Genomic DNA, 15,787 nt, shown 5'->3' on the forward strand with positions numbered 1-15,787 from the left:
TAACGCCCTTTTCAAATCACCCGTATCCAACTTTCTAATGTGTACCAAACTGCGATTTATCAAAGAAAAATAACTCTTATTCAGGATGCGTACCAATAGTCTTATTAAGTTATTTTAACTCTTCTTATCTGCCTCTATTTTGCTCATTGTGAATTGGTCCTGGCGTAATATACGAAACTTCATTTTTGCATATTCTAAGGTGTACTGTAGACTCGCTGACATTCAAAATAAATTTTTCCTGGATTCTTATTCTTATTCCTTTAACGGTAATATTAAGGTTCCCTTGTATCCATACTTCAACTTGTTCAAATTGACTCTGATTCAATCTAGCTTTTCTATAACGTTAAGGGAAGTAAACAAATTTTCTTCTCTTCCAAGTTTTAGGTGCTTTATCTATGCAGTTAATGCTGTTCTTAAAATGCAATATATTTTTCCACAGCTGATATACTGTGCTTTTTTGCTGCAATTACAGCATTTGGTTTTTTTACAACATATGCGTTATTTTACATTCCCTTCAGCACTTCTTTTGCTGATTCCACGACTTTTTCATCCAATAATTTTGATTTCAATGCCATTTAAATTTTGCTGTTTTACTTACTCAGTATGGCCTCCTTTCTACTATTTTCTATCCGTTCCTTGCACAGTGGGAATTGGTGCAAACACTTAATGACACAATTCAGCTGGTTTTAAGTCGCAACTAACCTAAACTATAAGCGCTAAGAAATTTAGCAAATAAGGAAAAAGAAACTCCGTTACAGCTAGTTATCCACTATCTACTTTACAATTTTGGCGTCTTTTAATGTTTTTTAAGCGCTCAGTGCTAGCTGACAATGTATAAAAGGACATGAGGTGTACATAGCGCAAAAAACTAAACATGACACACCAGATACGTTAAGCTTTTCTGTCATGTTATCTGACACAGATCAAAGATAAACAAATAGGCTTCAATACTATGGTAAGAAGGCTATTAAAACCCGTTAAGCAATTTCTTGCACTTCTATAAACTACCAGGTCTATCAAATCACAATATCCTTGAAGTTGTATGTCATACGCTGGAATGACATTAGTAATGCGCAGTAAAATTTTATTTTTTACAGAGAAACTCCACAGTCAGTAAATTTCCAATCAACAACAACTAAAGACCTCTCTAAAATGTCAATTTCTTCTATACTTGTAACTTTATTATCCTGATCGAATGAAATTCGCAGAGATTTACTGCTATACTTTCTATTCCCTAAGAAATTAACCTGTTTAATTTTATATGAGATATAGTACCAAATATTTTCACCTAATTTAGATATCAATGTTGGTGATCCTAAAGTGTGAACCACTTTTTCTTTATCATCACCTATTTTTATCTTGCTACATAATTCAATACTAATGCCTAGAGCTCCATGATTGTAAATAGTGCGACAGCTTGCTAAAATAGCAAAACAAAAAATATTAGCACTCGCATCTCTATTGACAAATCACTTAAAGCTACAATACATTAATAAATCACCTGTCGTCAAATTTTGTAAAAGTTAAATTGACTGATTTTTGATATCGCTTAATATAATATTACTTCAGAAAATAATAGGTGTTCTATGTTATTGTTAGAAGCAGATCCAATATATAAACCTTTTAATTACCCTTGGGCGTATGATGCCTGGTTACAGCAGCAAAGAATACATTGGATACCCGAAGAAGTTCCACTTGCTGATGATGTGAAGGATTGGAAAGCGAAACTTTCGAATGTGGAAAAAAATTTACTGACTCAGATTTTTAGGTTCTTCACTCAAGCAGACATTGAAGTAAATAACTGCTACATGAGGCATTATTCAAATATATTTAAACCAACAGAAATATGCATGATGCTCGCAAGCTTTTCCAACATGGAAACCATACACATTGCAGCCTATTCTTATCTCTTAGATACAATTGGTATGCCAGAAAGTGAATATCAAGCATTTTTAAAATATGACGCTATGAGAAAGAAATATGAATATATGCTAGAATTTGAGGAAAGTAAAAAACACGATAAAAAACATGTGGCTAAAACTCTGGCAGTATTCGGTGCATTTACTGAAGGATTGCAGCTATTTGCATCATTTGCAATTTTGCTCAATTTTCAACGCTTTGGAAAAATGAAAGGCATGGGACAAATAATCGCCTGGTCAGCACGTGACGAAACCTTACATACCAATTCAATTATCAATTTATTCAACACGTTTATTAAAGAAAATAATGAAATTTGGAATGATGAGTTCAAAGAGGAACTATACTCTGCATGCCGCACTATCGTTGGACTTGAGGATGAATTCATAAAGCTTGCCTTTGACTTAGGAGATGTTGAAGGACTATCTGCAGAAGAAGTGCGTAATTACATACGCTATATAGCAAATAGACGGTTAATGCAATTGGGCCTGAAGCCCATATATGATATTAATGACAATCCCCTTCCGTGGCTTGATGGAATACTAAATGGTGTTGAACATACGAACTTTTTTGAAAATAGAGTAACAGAATATAGCCGTGCAGCAACCCAAGGCACGTGGGAGGAAGCTTTTGCTGAAGACGATACTAATAACAAAGAGCGCTAATTAGTCTTTTTACATTACCTACTATAACCTGATTAGCTTGACACTTGCTTGGAACCTGCATAAACAGTACTAAGCCGAGAACTAACAGTTTTATAAAATGAACTGATTGATATATTGTTTAAGCATACAAAATACCCATATGAATTTTAGAATAAAAAATAAACCAAAAAAAAACTGTAAGTATAAAGAGGAGCAAAATGTTTAGTTTAAATTATTTAATAACGTTAGAAATAGCAACAATAATTAGGAGCTATAGTAAGCATCTCAATAGGCTTGTACTAAGGTGGCTTAACCAGTCTTTCACTTTGATAATAGGTACAATTGTTGATGGCATCTCTGTAGTGTCGTCAATTGCAGCTCTCATAACAACTCCCCCGTCCTAAGATCTACACAATCGCAATATAAGCGAGTCATTAAAAGTCATTATGGGCCTAGGTGGCTTATTCACCGGAAGCATCTTAGCTGGTTCTTTGTTAGCTATAGGTTCAGCACTATTATTCCCAATTTTAGTTAAAGTTGGAATAGGTGTTGTGATTAAGCTTGCCGAAGCAGTAAAAAAGTATATATCTAATACTAATTTCCACTATACAAGGAATGGATAGACAATAATAGAAAAGAAGCCTTACTGAAGTAAGCAAAATAGCAAGGTTTAAATGGATTGTCTAGTTGACATAAGTTAAAAATTTAAAGATACATAAAAATATTTAGATTATACCTACTACCACACTCACCCGAGCTCAATTATATTGAGAAACTTTGGTTGTATATAAAACAGAACACCTTGCGTAATAAAGTCTATAATACAATTGCTTTGCTCAAGAGCGCTTTATGTAAATTTATTAACTCTCTTTCTCACTCCGCAATTAAACAACTCTGCAACGTCACTTACTTAACCCACTAATAATGAGAGTTTGTATTAGGAGAAAAAAGGAGCCCTAGTGAATATCTATGTAAAAAAAATGGCGCTTTTTTATGTTTTAAATACTCAATAATCGCGACTTAGCTGCTTTTAAAGCTTAACCAATCTAAACTATAAGTATTAAGAAATTTACCAAGCAAGAGAAAACCCTCTAGCTAGCTACTCACTAATTTATTTTATAACGCCGGCTTTTTTAATATTTTTTAAGCGCAAAGTAGGCGTAACTTATAGCACTAGTTAACAATATATACAACAATGAAAAAGACATAGGATGTACATAGTGCAAAAATTAAATATGAAACACCAGATACACTAAGTTTTCTTGTCATTTAATCTGTACAGAGAAGGTAAATAAACAGCTTCAGTGCTATGAACTGGCAAGGTATTTATCAAGTAGTTTTGCATTTCTGTGAGCTGCTTGAATCTTGTTTATCAAATCATAATGTTTATGCAGTTCATTGATAAATCAAGAAATCATAGTAAAGATAGATGTTGGCAAAAGACTGCTAAAAGCTACAAACTATACCTTTCAGTGTAATCTTTAAATGCACCTCGGTTAGAGTCAAAATATAACTTTACACTGCCAATTGGCCCGTTTCTTTGCTTTGCAATAATGAGCTCTGCAACATTTCTAATTTTCTCCATTTTTTCTTGCCACTCTCGATGTTTATTGCTTCCCTCACTTGGCTGTTTTCTCAGTTCGTAATATTCTTCCCTATAAAGGAACATTACTATATCTGCATCTTGCTCTATGCTTCCTGAATCACGTAAATCAGCAAGTTGTGGTTTTTTGTCATCTCTCTGCTCAACAGAACGAGAGAGCTGCGACAGTGCAACAACAGGAATATTTAGTTCCTTCGCAATTGCTTTTAAGCCTTGTGTCACTTCTGAAATCTCTTGCACTCTATTTTCATTACTTCTCTTTGTTGTCCCTCTGATTAACTGCAAATAATCAATAAACACCGCTTCTACGTTATACAGCTGATATAATAAACGTATCCTAGTACGAAGAGCGCTGATTGATAACGCAGGAGTATCGTCTATAATGAAAGGTAATTCAGATAATTTTGTACTAGCATTGATGAATTCATGCAATTCAAAATCACTAATCCTTCCAGTCAATGCTCTATAATAGCTAACTCCTGAGTCTATGGTGATCAATCTTGCAGTCAATTGCTCTGCTGACATTTCAAGTGAAAAAAATGCTACATAATGTTGTTTATCCACTCTTTTTTGCAAGAGTTTACAAGCATTAAGCGCAATATTTAGTGCTAATGCTGTCTTGCCCATAGAAGGCCTTGCAGCAAGAATTAACAAATCAGACTTCTGCAAACCACCAAGGAGCTGATTTAGATCTTGAAGTCCGGTTGTAATGCCTAGTGCCTCTGGATTATTCTTCAGCGTGCTGATTTTCTCAATTACATCTTTAACTGAACTTGCAAGTTTTACATATGTTTTCTCACTTTGCTTTTTTACTACTAAGTTGAACAACTTTGTCATCGCTTGTTCAATTTGCACCTGTGCAGAGTTTTCGATGTCATAGTTATAACTATCACCAACTATCTCCTGTCCGAGCTTGATTAAGCACCTTCTTAAGTAAGTATCGCGGATTATTCTAGTCAAACTATAGATATCAAGCACGATACTTGCCTTTGCTGCAAGTTTTGCAAGATATTCAACTCCACCACATTTGATGAACGCTTGGTCGTTTTCAAAAAACATTTTGAGGCTTAGTTCATTGACAATTATGCCGTGCTTTCTGGTTTTAGATATCTGAGTGAAAATACTTTGATGCAGTGGATCATAGAAATTCTCTGCAGTGATTGTGTCTTCAACCACATCACAGATTCTATTATCACGAATCATTGCACCAATAAGCATTTGTTCCGCCTCTAAATTATGGGGTAATTTGCATATTTCCTTATCCACACTTGTTGAATCGATAAGACCAGCTAATTCATTCATTTTAAGTTTCTAGAGTAATTGTCAATTATTGTAGAATACTTAGTATCCATTTGAAAGATGTAAAAGCAAAAAAATTTGACTAATTCTGTGTTGTCTATACCATTAAAAAGGCCCCTGTGGTGGAATGGTAGACACGGCAGACTCAAAATCTGCTGCTTACAAAAGCATGCTGGTTCAAGTCCGGCTAGGGGCACTCAAATATTGGAAAGCGCATTATGTTACACAAATTTTTCGATCGTTTATTTTCTATTTTTTCTTCTATAAATATTATTCAAAGGGTAAAAAAAGGTGAAAATGGTATATGCTACGTCACAGGACTTAGGCGCTATATTTCAGTACTGCTTGATTTTATTATTATCGTTTTATTCTTGTTATTCTTGGGGTCTCTCAGTCAAGCCTTAAATCATCTCTTTATAAATTCAGAAGATGGCACAACATTCAGCCAAATTGTTGCAAAATATCAAACGCAAGTACCACTGTCTGCAGAAGAAAAAACAGTACAGAGTAGACTTATTAAATTATGGATCCTAAATCAAATAGTTCAATTCATTATGCTCTTTAGCTATGTTACATATATGTGGATAAAGTTCGCTGCTACACCTGGGAAATTATTGCTTGGACTTAGAGTTGTAGATGCAAAAGCCTTTAGAAAAATGACCCTAAGACAAGCAACCAAGAGGTTTTTTTCCTTCATATTGTCGGTTGCACCACTATTTTTGGGCTTCACATGGTCAAATTTCAACAAGCGCTGCCAAACTTGGCACGATAAGATTGCAGGCACAGTGGTCGTTACAAGTAAAAGCCTTGGAGGGCAGAGCTAAAAAAGCCACTTGACAAAATTTAACAACTTCATTACCATAGCAGCAGGGTTATTTCCAACTCATCCCAATTTCTACTGTACAAGAAACGGATAGATAATAATGAAAAAGGAATCATACTGAAGTAAGTAAAATAGCAAGGTTTAAATGGCGTTAAAATCAAATTATTAGATAAAAAAGTCGCGCAACTAGCAAAAGAAATGCTAAAGAAAGCACAAAATAACGCATATGTTGCAAAAAAGCTAAATGCTGTAATTCCAGCAAATATTCCAAAGCTAATTCATAATGAACAAGATAAAAGCACAGTATAATAGTCGTAATAAAAATATGTTGCATTAAAAAACTTAATGAAGCTATTGGTAAGTAGCCTAAATAAGAGTTATTCATCTTTGATGAATCGCGGTTTGCATACATTTAAAAGTTTTGGACACGGGTTGGTTTAAAAAGGACGTTGGAACATAGGTTAAAGTAATAGACAAAATTTTCATCTTTACAGTGCAGTTAACCCTAGAAATGGAGAGAGTTCTAGCTTATTTGCACTGAATGTCAACACTGATTACATGAATATATTTCTTGAACAAACGTTGTAATGTTTAAGAACACAAGAAGCTTTTCTTGTCATAGATTGTGCTAGTTAACATAAGTTAAAAATTTAAAGGCACCTAAAAATATCGAGATTATACACTTAACACCATGCTCACCTGAGCTTAATCCTATTGAGAGACTTTGATTGTATATAAAGCAGAACATTTTCGCAACAAAGTTTATAATACAATTACTTTACCTGAGAGTGCTTTGTGCAAATTTATACCTCTCTTCCTCACCTCACAATGAAACAACTCTGCAATGTCACTTATTCGACCCACTAATAATGAAAATTGGCATTACATTAAATTACCCTGGCCGCATGCCTTTTAAATTTTCTCTACGTTCAGCCAAATTACGCTTAAACTAAGCATCAGCAAATTGTTACAGCGCCAATTCAAACTATTATAGGACCAAAGCCAGCACCACAGGATTTTTTTTTACCTTTTCCGCTTAGTAAATTTCTTAAATATTTGTAGTTAAAAGTTAGTTGCAAGAGATCTAACTTAAGAGCCCACCAAGCTGAGTAGCTGACACTGAAATGACATCTTAAATTTAGTTCAAAAACTCACTCAGGTTAACGATAATTTAACCAATTCTAACTAAAAACAAAGAGAGGCCAATTAATTATAGAATAAAGGTAATGGCACAAAAATTTGGTAAATGGAACAATTGCAATTTATCTGATAAGTGCTATTTTAACATGATTTTTCATAAAAATACTGCTTTTTATGGTGTGAGGACGGGAGTAGAGCTACTATTTCATCGTGTAACGCTGGAATGCAGAAATTTAATCTATGAACTAAAGCAACAGAATAACAAAAAATTGATTTTATAACGTAGGATATTTCGCTACTATATTTGTATGGCTCTTAGGTTAAGAAATACCTCATTAACATTACCCGTAACTAGCTTACTTACTAGTTGTTTTGCAATACTATTTTCCAGTTCCACATAAGTAATCCGAACCAGGTAGTAGATAGTGAAGGCAACTTAACAGAAAAAGTTAAACGCATTGTAAATGACCGTTTGGGACGAGCCATTCTGTCACTCTACCATGGGGTAGTAGTTATTCAGCAGGGTTCAGAAACATTGTTTATTGACTGTAAAAAGGCAGGTCATAAACTAACTAAATGTAGTGATGGGTGAAAGTTTTAATAAGGTCGTTTTATTAAATCTACTGTGGTGGGCTGGTTCCGTTATCGACACAGTTACCGGAAGCTTATAAACAATGTCCATCACACTATGTTATAACCATGGAGAAATCTAGTTTAAAGTGAAAAAATGCTTAAGCGCAGTGGCCAAAAGAAATTAAAGTCTATAGTAGAAAGTTATGCATTGAAATGCATGAGGAATAGAATAAGCAGAAACGAAATGCGTCTTATTTTAAACTGGAAGAGCATAGTTGGAGCAGAAATAGCAGAGTGTACAAAACCAAAAAAGATCTCATATGCGCAAAATATAAATTCAGGTGTACTGCATTTGGTAGTAACAAATGGCAGTAAAGCACTAGAAATTCAGCATATGATTTCTCTTGTGATAGAGAAAATCACGATATTTTTTGGCTACAAAGCAGTATATGGTATAAAAATTAAGCAAGAGAGCATTGACTATTTCACTATATAAGGTAACTTAAATACATAGAATAACTTGGTATATCAAAGTGAGTAGAGTTTGCGAATTAACAAATAGGAAGAAATCTTTTGGTAATAAGGTGTCACATTCAAACCGTAAAGCAAAGCGCACTTTTCTCTTAAATTTACATAATGTTACGTTGATAAGCAATATATTGAATAAAAAATTTAAGTTTCGTGTAGCAACAAGGACTTTAAGGACTATAGATTATAAAGGTAATCTTGACACTTTTTTGCTCAATACAAGAACAGTTAAATTAAGCGAAAAAGCACAAAAAATAAAAAGAAAGTTGAAGAAAGTTTTAGCAAAGCAAGGGGTAAAATCAGCCGTTTCAGATGCATAACAAGCCTTCATGGCTCAGAGCAAAAGCTCCAACTGGTGAAGTATTCAATGAGACCTTAAATACTGTTAGACTACATGGCCTGCATACGGTGTGTGAAGAGGCTGCATGCCCAAATATTGGCGAATGCTGGAACAAACGTCACGCTACTGTGATGATTCTTGGTTCTGTTTGCACTCGTGCTTGTGCATTTTGCAACGTTGCAACTGGTATTCCAGATAAGCCAGATCCTCACGAGCCAGAAAATTTAGCAAAAGCAATAAAAAAGTTAAACTTAAAACATGTTGTAATTACCTCCGTCGACCGTGATGATTTACCAGATGGCGGAGCAAGTCAGTTTATAAAGTGTATAGAAGAAATTAGAAAAATAACTTCGGAAACAACAGTAGAGATTTTAACTCCAGATTTTTTAAATAAGAAAGGAGCATTTGAAGCAATCGCTGTTGCATCACCTGATGTCTATAACCACAATATTGAAACGGTGCCGAGATTATATGCAAGAATAAGACCACGTGCTCGTTACTTTCATTCACTATACTTGTTAAAAATGGTGAAGCAAATTAATCCTAAACTCTTCACAAAGTCAGGACTCATGGTTGGCCTTGGAGAAACAAAAGAAGAAGTACTTCAAGTTATGGACGATCTACGAAGTGCCGAAGTCAATTTTATCACAATCGGTCAATACCTTCAACCAACTCCAAAACATGCAAAAATTGATAGGTATATTACTCCAGAAGAATTTGAGCATTATAAATACATCGCTTATTCTAAAGGCTTCTTAGTGGTTGCATCAAGTCCACTAACTAGATCATCATACCACGCTGAAGAGGATTTCAATAGGCTCAAGGCTTGTCGTTGATATTATACAATGTTATACCAATTCTCATTTTAGCGGGCCAAATAAAGTAACATTGCAGAGTTGTTTAATTGTAGAGTGAGCAAGAGAGGTAATAAATTTGCACAAAGCGCTTTCAAGCAAAGCAACTGTATTATAGACTTTATTACGTAAATGTTCTATTTTATATGCAACCAAAGTCCACATTTCTATGATTAACTGTACTATAGAAATAAAAATTTTTGCCTACCTAATTTTATTTTAATCTGTATTCTAATGCCCTCTTTAAACCAACACGTGTCCAAAACTTTTGAATGTGTGCACATCGCGATTTATCAAAGATAAATAACTCTTGTTCAGGATGCTTCCAATAGTCTCATTAAGTTTTTTTTAAACTCTTTTCCACCTTGATCTTGTTTATATGGCAATATTAGGGTTTTCTTGTATCCACGCTCCAACTTATTCAAACTAACCCTGATTCAATCTAGTCTTTCTACGACATTAAGGGGAAACAAATAATTTCTTTCTCTTCCAAATTTTAGGTGCCTTATCTATGTGGTCAGTGCTGCTTTTAAGATGCAACATATTTTTGCTACGGCTACTATACTGTGCTTTTATCTTGTTATGAATTATTCTTAGAATATTTACTACAATTACAGCACTTAGTTTTTTTTGCAACACATGCGTTACTTCGTACTTCCTTCAGCATTTCTTTTACTGGTTTCACAACTTTTCTATCCAACGATTTTGATTTCAACACCACTTAAAAACCTCGCTATTCCACTTATTGCAGTAAGGTCTCTTTTCCATTATTGGCTACCTATTCCTTGTGCAATAGGAACTAATATAATTAGGGATTCTTTTGCCCTTTTCCCATAACAACAACCGTTATCCCGCCGCTTGTTAATGAGACCTATACTGAAAGATACCGCGATTCATCGCGGCATGATAATTTCGTCCAATACGTGACGCTGGAATTCAGACTTTCCAAGATCTTGTCGATGAAGCTATTTTAACATAGGATCAGCTACTTTCTATGCTCAACAAATCAGTTCGCTTGCTCACACAGCAAACTTTTCTGGGTCTTAGCATCTGCACATTGTAGTGACAAGAAAAGAAGCTATGAGGCGAATAAAAAGGAAGTGCTGGAATGATACCATGAAGATTCAAAAATCTTCACTACAGTCAAGCCATAAAAAGCTGTTAGGTCTATAGTTTACATTTGAATTTTATTTTATATTATTGTAAGTATTACACAACTTTAAGGAGCAGTTATGGCAGTGATGCCTGATAAATGGATAAGAGAAAAAACTGAAAGCTTTAGAATGATAGAGCCTTTTGTGGGTCACAAAAGCAGTAAGGGTGTCATATCTTTTGGGCTATCATCTTATGGGTATGATGCAAGAGTAAATAATAAATTCAAGATTTTTACTAATGTTAATTCAGCTGTAGTTGATCCCAAGGATTTTTCTAAGAACAGTTTTATAGATAAGGAAACAGATGTGTGCATAATTCCACCGAATAGCCTTGCACTTGCAAGTACAGTGGAATATTTTCGTATACCAAGAAATATACTAGTTATTTGTGTTGGTAAATCGACTTATGCGAGGTGTGGAATTATAATAAATGTCACTCCCTTGGAACCTGGATGGGAAGGTCATGTTACACTTGAATTCTCAAACACTACTCCGCTTCCTGCAAAAATTTACGCTAATGAAGGAGCGTGCCAATTTGTGTTTTTAAGTGGTGAGAGTGAATGTGAAAAATCATATGACGATATGAAAGGAAAATATATGAATCAACATGGTATCACCTTGCCGTTAGTGAAATAATGACTTCTATCGTTTAGAAAAGTTTGATATTACACATCCGTTCAGCGGAGTAGCAAAATAAGATTGACAAGGTAGTATAAAAAGATAATGATAGAGCAAAAGTGGAATAATATAGAAAATGCTAAGTTAAAGAAAAAGCTAGGTTTAAATTCAAAAATTCATCAATACCAAGTTTCAAAGAGCTGTATAAAGTAAAAAAAAATAAGCCAAAAAGCAAAAGGAATATAGGTGATTAAATCTAAGCATAAGGGTAATTGTCTAGCTAAAATAGATGCAAATGATGCAGGTGATATAAAGTAGAATTTCCTCATACTTGTAAACATAGAGGAGAAATTGCAATATGTGATACACCATATATTCACTGAAAGGTTGATTCTCCTTAAAATCGAGCCTTATGTGATTGGAATATTAACTAGAGCATGGCCATTACCGGAGATGTGAAAAAAGGAAGAGTAGCAAGTTACCAGAAGGTGCTACACAGACACATTTGGGTCAAGAATTAAGTAGATAATTGCAGCATTCAGCTGGCTTTATAAAAATTAGAAACTTGAAGTAGCGATATTAACTCTCATTGTTAATAGATCAAATAAGTGACATTGCAGAGCTGTTTAATTGCGGAGTGAAAAAGAGAGTAATAAATTTGCACAAAGCACTCTCAAGCGAAGCAATTATATTACAGACTTTATTACGCAAAATGTTCTGTTCTATATACAACCAAAGTCTCTCAATATAATTGAGCTTGGGTAAGTATGGTAGCAGGTATATAATATTAATATTTTTAGGTACTTCTAAATTTTTCGACTCATGCCAATATCATCAATCCATGACAAGAAAGGCTTCTTGCGCTCTTAAATATTGTAACGTTTGTTTAAGAAATATATTCATACAATCAGTGCTGACATTCAGTGCAAATAAGCTAGAACTCTCTCTATTTCTAGGATTAACTGCACTGTAAAGATAAAAATTTTGTCTACCTAATTTTACTTTAACCTATGTTCTAACGCCCTTCTTAAATCACCTTGTTCAACTTTTGAATGTGTGCCAACTGCGATCCATCAAAGATGAATAACTCTTGTTCAGGATGCTCACCAATAGCCTCATTAAGTTCTTTTAACTCTATGAATTGATCTTGACATAATACACGAAAACTTCATTTTCTGCATATTACGGTTTACGGTATACTATAAATTTACTGACATTCAAGCCAAATTTTTCCTGGATTCTTATTCTCATTTCTTTAATAGTAATATTAGAATTTTCTCGTATTCATACTTCAACTTGTTCAAATTGACTCTGGTTTAATCTCGTTTTTCTATGACATTGAGGGAAGCAAACAACTTTGCTTCTCTCTCAAGTTTAGGTGCTTTACCCATGCAGTTAGTACTATTCTTGAAATGCAACATATTTTTGCTACGGCTGTTATACATGCTTTTTTGCTGCAATTACAGCATTTAATTTTTTATAGTATATGCACTATTTCGCATTTTCTTCGGCATTTCTTTTGCTGATTCCACGACTTTTTCATCTAATAATTCTGATTTTAATGCCATTTAAACCTTGCTATTTTACTTACCTCAACGTGGCTTCCCTTCCATTATTGTCTATCCGCTCCTTAGTATAGAGAAATCAATTGAACTCAAAGTCTGTAAGTGCTGATGATTTTTTACAAGGTTGCTCCTTAGACCAAAAGGTATTACACTATATCATGAACTTTTGCTAAAATTCTCTTTATATCTTCATTTGAAAGTGGAATCAGACCGAGCCTAGATAGGTATCCACCTTTAGTACTAATTGAATCTATAACTTCCCTAATGAATTCCCTTAGTCCATCAACGGTATTTAAGTGTTCTTTCTTTATGTAAAGGTATAGAGGCCTTGCTAATATATATTTTCCTGATGATATATTTTCATAAGTTGGCTCAATTCCTGCAATCGTGCTCCCTTGTACCTTATCTTGGTTCCTCATCAAAAAGCTGAAACTAAATATTCCTAAGGCATTCTTGTTACTTTTCAATTTTTGTATTATTATGTTCTCATTGATTCCAACTTCTATGTACCTTCTATCATCCCTTATATTACTACATGCTTTCTTTCTTTCTTCCGGATCTTTATAACTCTCCTTAAAAATTCTTGAATTCATGCATGAGTATTGATCAAGCATAACAAAATTAACTAAAGTTTCGTATGTACCTGTATTCTGATGTGGACCATAAATTTCAATTTCCGTTTTTGGTAAGGTTTGATTTACATCAGACCAAAACTTCTTGCTATTTTTTACTAGCCTACCATTCTCCTGAGAATATGCAGACAAAGTTTCAAATAAATCCTTTTTCGTAAAATCAAATTTACGGCTTTGATTTGAATTTGCAACAACAATTCCATCATAGCCAATAATAATCTCTACCACCTCGTTAACTTTATTCCTTTTACATAGCTCTATTTCTGCCTCTTTTATAGGACGAGATGAAGTGGCGATATCTGGTGTATTTTCTCCTACTCCTGAACAAAACGTTTTAAATCCCGGCCCACTTCCTATCGATTCCACAACCGGGGTCTTAAAGGAGAATATACGATTGAAGTCCTCAGCTATAAATGAGATAAAAGGAAAAACGGTTGAAGACCCAACAATTCTAACATATTTCCTCGCATCAACATCTGACAGCGGGATAAGTACCGTAAATACAAAAATCAAGAGAAAGCTTCTAAACATTGTCTTCAATTAAGAACATAGACCTATAGTTATTATAACAAAAAGATCAAACTGAAAAGCCTTAATTTTCTCCTAACGTTTGATAATTCATAGCAAAAATATTATAGCCCTTTGAATGATTAGGTGTGAAAGAAACACAAAAGTTGAAGCAGGATTTTTATAGCACAATCTTTTTAGCTATTTAACAAAAAAAGTGTGGCTAAACCGAGGAATATAAAAGCTGAAAGGATATCAGTTGTTGCTGATGTTAGAATCGAAGAAGAAACGGCAGGGTCAGATTTTAAACGGTGAAGCATTATGGGAATGAAAGTTCCAATAAATGTTGCAATAATTGACATCATAACCATGGAAGCCACAAAAATTATCTCCACTTTGAAAGTGTGAAACCTTATTGCCAATACCACCAATGAAATAGCAGATAAAATTATCCCGTTTATAAGACCTATAAAAAATTCTTTTATCAGTATTCTGTTTGCATTTTGCTCAGTCAAATATTTTGTTGCAATTGCCCTAATGGTTAGCGTTACTGTTTGGGACCCAGCATTTCCACTCATTGATGTAATTATTGGCATAACTATTGGTAGCACTACAAAACTTTTTATTATATCATCGAAAAAGCCAACTACTACAGAACATATTGTTGCAGCTAAGAGATTAAATAATAACCAAGGTAGCCTTTGAATTATAGTTTTATGTATAGGAGCATTTATATCAGCTTTAGATGACACACCACTTATTTTGAGTACATCTTCTTCTGTTTCTTGTTGAACAACTTTTATTACATCTTCAATCAAGATTACACCAATGATTTTACCACGCTTATTTACTACTGGAGCTGATAATAGAGAATAATCTTTAAACACTCTTGCTACTTCCTCTTGATCCACTCCAGTTTTAATAATCTTTATATCTTGACTCATTATTTCTTTTATCACTGTTTCTCCTGAATGAGATATTACCTTATTCAAATTAACACTACCAATAGGCTCTAATTTTGAGTTAATAATAAAGATCTGATAAAATTTTTCTGGTATTTTTTTATAACTGCGCAAAAATTCTGTTAATTGGTTTATCGTCCAATAATATGGGGCTATAACCATATCTTTGTGTATCAATCTTCCCGCACTTTCTTCTGGATACGATAACAACTCCTCTACCGATTTTTGAGTTTCATCGGGCAGGTATTTAAGTATGCTTCCTATGGATCTTCTATCTAAATCTTTCACTATGGCTACTATATCCTCCACATCGAGGAGTGTTAATAACTTTGCCGCATTTTCTATTCCCAATGTTTCTATGATTTCCACTTGCAAATCTGGCACTACATGCACTAGAGCATTACTTAATGAATGTTGATCGAGAACACTAACTAACTGTTCTCTGTGATCACTGATTGAGGTGGATAAAAAATAGGCTAGCTGAACGCTATCTATAGTTTTTACAATATTATGAATGTTTTCTAATTCCTGATTATTGAGTGACTCTATCAAGCTATCAATAGCCTTTTTATCTAAACCATAATAGAAATTTGCCTCAACACTCATTATTTTACCTTATTTTCTAACG

16 protein-coding genes, 1 tRNA gene and 4 pseudogenes are annotated in these 15,787 nt (G+C 33.9%); 12 read left to right on the top strand and 9 right to left on the bottom strand.

Annotated features, from left to right (window positions below; all coding sequences use genetic code 11):
- Positions 1-124: 124 nt before the first annotated feature.
- The 3 genes and pseudogenes from GO684_RS02625 to GO684_RS05225 all read right to left on the bottom strand — a co-directional run bounded on the left by GO684_RS02625 (position 125) and on the right by GO684_RS05225 (position 1,456).
- A complete protein-coding gene (locus tag GO684_RS02625) occupies positions 125-325 on the bottom strand; it encodes a hypothetical protein (protein ID WP_175938668.1) in 201 nt (66 codons plus the stop codon).
- 18 nt (positions 326-343) lie between these two features.
- On the bottom strand, positions 344-466 hold the full coding sequence (locus GO684_RS05575) for a hypothetical protein (RefSeq protein WP_255419652.1): 123 nt from the start codon (positions 464-466) through the stop codon (positions 344-346).
- Between the two features lie 625 nt (positions 467-1,091).
- A pseudogene (locus GO684_RS05225) lies at positions 1,092-1,456 on the bottom strand (outer membrane protein assembly factor BamE).
- A 130-nt stretch (positions 1,457-1,586) separates the two neighbouring features.
- Here GO684_RS05225 and GO684_RS02635 point away from each other — a divergent pair.
- The 4 genes and pseudogenes from GO684_RS02635 to GO684_RS05230 form a co-directional block, all read left to right on the top strand.
- Positions 1,587-2,582: a ribonucleotide-diphosphate reductase subunit beta gene (locus GO684_RS02635; RefSeq protein ID WP_175938670.1), complete on the top strand. Its 996-nt coding sequence runs from the start codon at positions 1,587-1,589 to the stop codon at positions 2,580-2,582.
- Between the two features lie 197 nt (positions 2,583-2,779).
- Positions 2,780-2,965: a hypothetical protein gene (locus tag GO684_RS02640; protein ID WP_175938672.1), complete on the top strand. Its 186-nt coding sequence runs from the start codon at positions 2,780-2,782 to the stop codon at positions 2,963-2,965.
- Positions 2,966-3,007: 42 nt separating this feature from the next.
- Positions 3,008-3,184 carry a hypothetical protein gene (locus GO684_RS02645; RefSeq protein WP_175938674.1) on the top strand — a complete coding sequence of 59 codons (177 nt, stop codon included), beginning with the start codon at positions 3,008-3,010 and terminating at the stop codon, positions 3,182-3,184.
- Positions 3,185-3,260: 76 nt separating this feature from the next.
- A pseudogene (locus tag GO684_RS05230) lies at positions 3,261-3,483 on the top strand (IS630-like element ISWpi10 family transposase); the annotation flags it as partial.
- A 531-nt stretch (positions 3,484-4,014) separates the two neighbouring features.
- On the opposite strand, the gene GO684_RS02650 reads toward GO684_RS05230, so the two are convergent.
- A complete protein-coding gene (locus tag GO684_RS02650) occupies positions 4,015-5,466 on the bottom strand; it encodes a replicative DNA helicase (protein WP_175938675.1) in 1,452 nt (483 codons plus the stop codon).
- Between the two features lie 110 nt (positions 5,467-5,576).
- On the opposite strand from GO684_RS02650, the gene GO684_RS02655 reads away from it, so the two are divergent.
- The 7 genes and pseudogenes from GO684_RS02655 (at position 5,577) to lipA (ending at position 9,703) form a co-directional block, all read left to right on the top strand.
- Positions 5,577-5,659: transfer RNA gene (locus GO684_RS02655), tRNA-Leu, on the top strand.
- Between the two features lie 22 nt (positions 5,660-5,681).
- On the top strand, positions 5,682-6,287 hold the full coding sequence (locus GO684_RS02660) for an RDD family protein (protein WP_175938678.1): 606 nt from the start codon (positions 5,682-5,684) through the stop codon (positions 6,285-6,287).
- Between the two features lie 470 nt (positions 6,288-6,757).
- A pseudogene (locus tag GO684_RS06020) lies at positions 6,758-7,153 on the top strand (transposase); the annotation flags it as partial.
- Positions 7,154-7,512: 359 nt separating this feature from the next.
- On the top strand, positions 7,513-7,707 hold the full coding sequence (locus GO684_RS02670; protein WP_175938680.1) for a hypothetical protein: 195 nt from the start codon (positions 7,513-7,515) through the stop codon (positions 7,705-7,707).
- A 446-nt stretch (positions 7,708-8,153) separates the two neighbouring features.
- Positions 8,154-8,495, top strand: a complete 342-nt coding sequence (locus tag GO684_RS02680; protein ID WP_175938682.1) for a DciA family protein — start codon at positions 8,154-8,156, stop codon at positions 8,493-8,495.
- A gap of 37 nt (positions 8,496-8,532) precedes the next feature.
- Positions 8,533-8,847 (top strand): 50S ribosomal protein L28, encoded by a 315-nt coding sequence (rpmB, locus tag GO684_RS02685; protein WP_175938683.1) that lies wholly within the window; start codon positions 8,533-8,535, stop codon positions 8,845-8,847.
- Positions 8,840-9,703, top strand: a complete 864-nt coding sequence (gene lipA / locus GO684_RS02690) for a lipoyl synthase (RefSeq protein WP_175938685.1) — start codon at positions 8,840-8,842, stop codon at positions 9,701-9,703. Before rpmB ends, lipA begins: the two co-directional genes overlap by 8 nt.
- Before the next feature lie 477 nt (positions 9,704-10,180).
- Here the strand turns inward: lipA and GO684_RS02695 are convergent, their stop codons facing one another.
- Both GO684_RS02695 and GO684_RS02700 read right to left on the bottom strand, forming a co-directional pair.
- A complete protein-coding gene (locus tag GO684_RS02695) occupies positions 10,181-10,360 on the bottom strand; it encodes a hypothetical protein (protein WP_175938687.1) in 180 nt (59 codons plus the stop codon).
- Positions 10,302-10,442 (bottom strand): hypothetical protein, encoded by a 141-nt coding sequence (locus GO684_RS02700; RefSeq protein ID WP_175938689.1) that lies wholly within the window; start codon positions 10,440-10,442, stop codon positions 10,302-10,304. Before GO684_RS02700 ends, GO684_RS02695 begins: the two co-directional genes overlap by 59 nt.
- Before the next feature lie 511 nt (positions 10,443-10,953).
- On the opposite strand from GO684_RS02700, the gene dcd reads away from it, so the two are divergent.
- Positions 10,954-11,511 (top strand): dCTP deaminase, encoded by a 558-nt coding sequence (gene dcd, locus GO684_RS02705; protein WP_175938691.1) that lies wholly within the window; start codon positions 10,954-10,956, stop codon positions 11,509-11,511.
- Positions 11,512-12,085: 574 nt separating this feature from the next.
- Here dcd and GO684_RS02710 read toward each other — a convergent pair.
- The 3 genes and pseudogenes from GO684_RS02710 to mgtE form a co-directional block, all read right to left on the bottom strand.
- Positions 12,086-13,061, bottom strand: a pseudogene (locus GO684_RS02710) (IS630 family transposase).
- A 143-nt stretch (positions 13,062-13,204) separates the two neighbouring features.
- Positions 13,205-14,221 carry a substrate-binding domain-containing protein gene (locus tag GO684_RS02715; RefSeq protein WP_175938693.1) on the bottom strand — a complete coding sequence of 339 codons (1,017 nt, stop codon included), beginning with the start codon at positions 14,219-14,221 and terminating at the stop codon, positions 13,205-13,207.
- Positions 14,222-14,394: 173 nt separating this feature from the next.
- Complete coding sequence (gene mgtE / locus GO684_RS02720) at positions 14,395-15,765, bottom strand: magnesium transporter (RefSeq protein WP_175938695.1); 1,371 nt, start codon at positions 15,763-15,765, stop codon at positions 14,395-14,397.
- Positions 15,766-15,787: the final 22 nt, after the last annotated feature.

The organism is Wolbachia endosymbiont of Litomosoides brasiliensis, from assembly GCF_013366805.1.
Classification (GTDB): domain Bacteria; phylum Pseudomonadota; class Alphaproteobacteria; order Rickettsiales; family Anaplasmataceae; genus Wolbachia.

Excerpts from the sequence above, each read along its gene's own strand:
- GO684_RS02635 (WP_175938670.1), top strand. The coding sequence starts at position 1,587 with ATGTTATTGTTAGAAGCAGATCCAATATATAAACCTTTTAATTACCCT.
- GO684_RS02640 (WP_175938672.1), top strand. The coding sequence starts at position 2,780 with ATGTTTAGTTTAAATTATTTAATAACGTTAGAAATAGCAACAATAATT.
- GO684_RS02645 (WP_175938674.1), top strand. The coding sequence starts at position 3,008 with ATGGGCCTAGGTGGCTTATTCACCGGAAGCATCTTAGCTGGTTCTTTG.
- GO684_RS02650 (WP_175938675.1), bottom strand. The coding sequence starts at position 5,466 with ATGAATGAATTAGCTGGTCTTATCGATTCAACAAGTGTGGATAAGGAA.
- GO684_RS02660 (WP_175938678.1), top strand. The coding sequence starts at position 5,682 with ATGTTACACAAATTTTTCGATCGTTTATTTTCTATTTTTTCTTCTATA.
- GO684_RS02670 (WP_175938680.1), top strand. The coding sequence starts at position 7,513 with ATGGCACAAAAATTTGGTAAATGGAACAATTGCAATTTATCTGATAAG.
- GO684_RS02680 (WP_175938682.1), top strand. The coding sequence starts at position 8,154 with ATGCTTAAGCGCAGTGGCCAAAAGAAATTAAAGTCTATAGTAGAAAGT.
- lipA (WP_175938685.1), top strand. The coding sequence starts at position 8,840 with ATGCATAACAAGCCTTCATGGCTCAGAGCAAAAGCTCCAACTGGTGAA.
- dcd (WP_175938691.1), top strand. The coding sequence starts at position 10,954 with ATGGCAGTGATGCCTGATAAATGGATAAGAGAAAAAACTGAAAGCTTT.
- GO684_RS02715 (WP_175938693.1), bottom strand. The coding sequence starts at position 14,221 with ATGTTTAGAAGCTTTCTCTTGATTTTTGTATTTACGGTACTTATCCCG.
- mgtE (WP_175938695.1), bottom strand. The coding sequence starts at position 15,765 with ATGAGTGTTGAGGCAAATTTCTATTATGGTTTAGATAAAAAGGCTATT.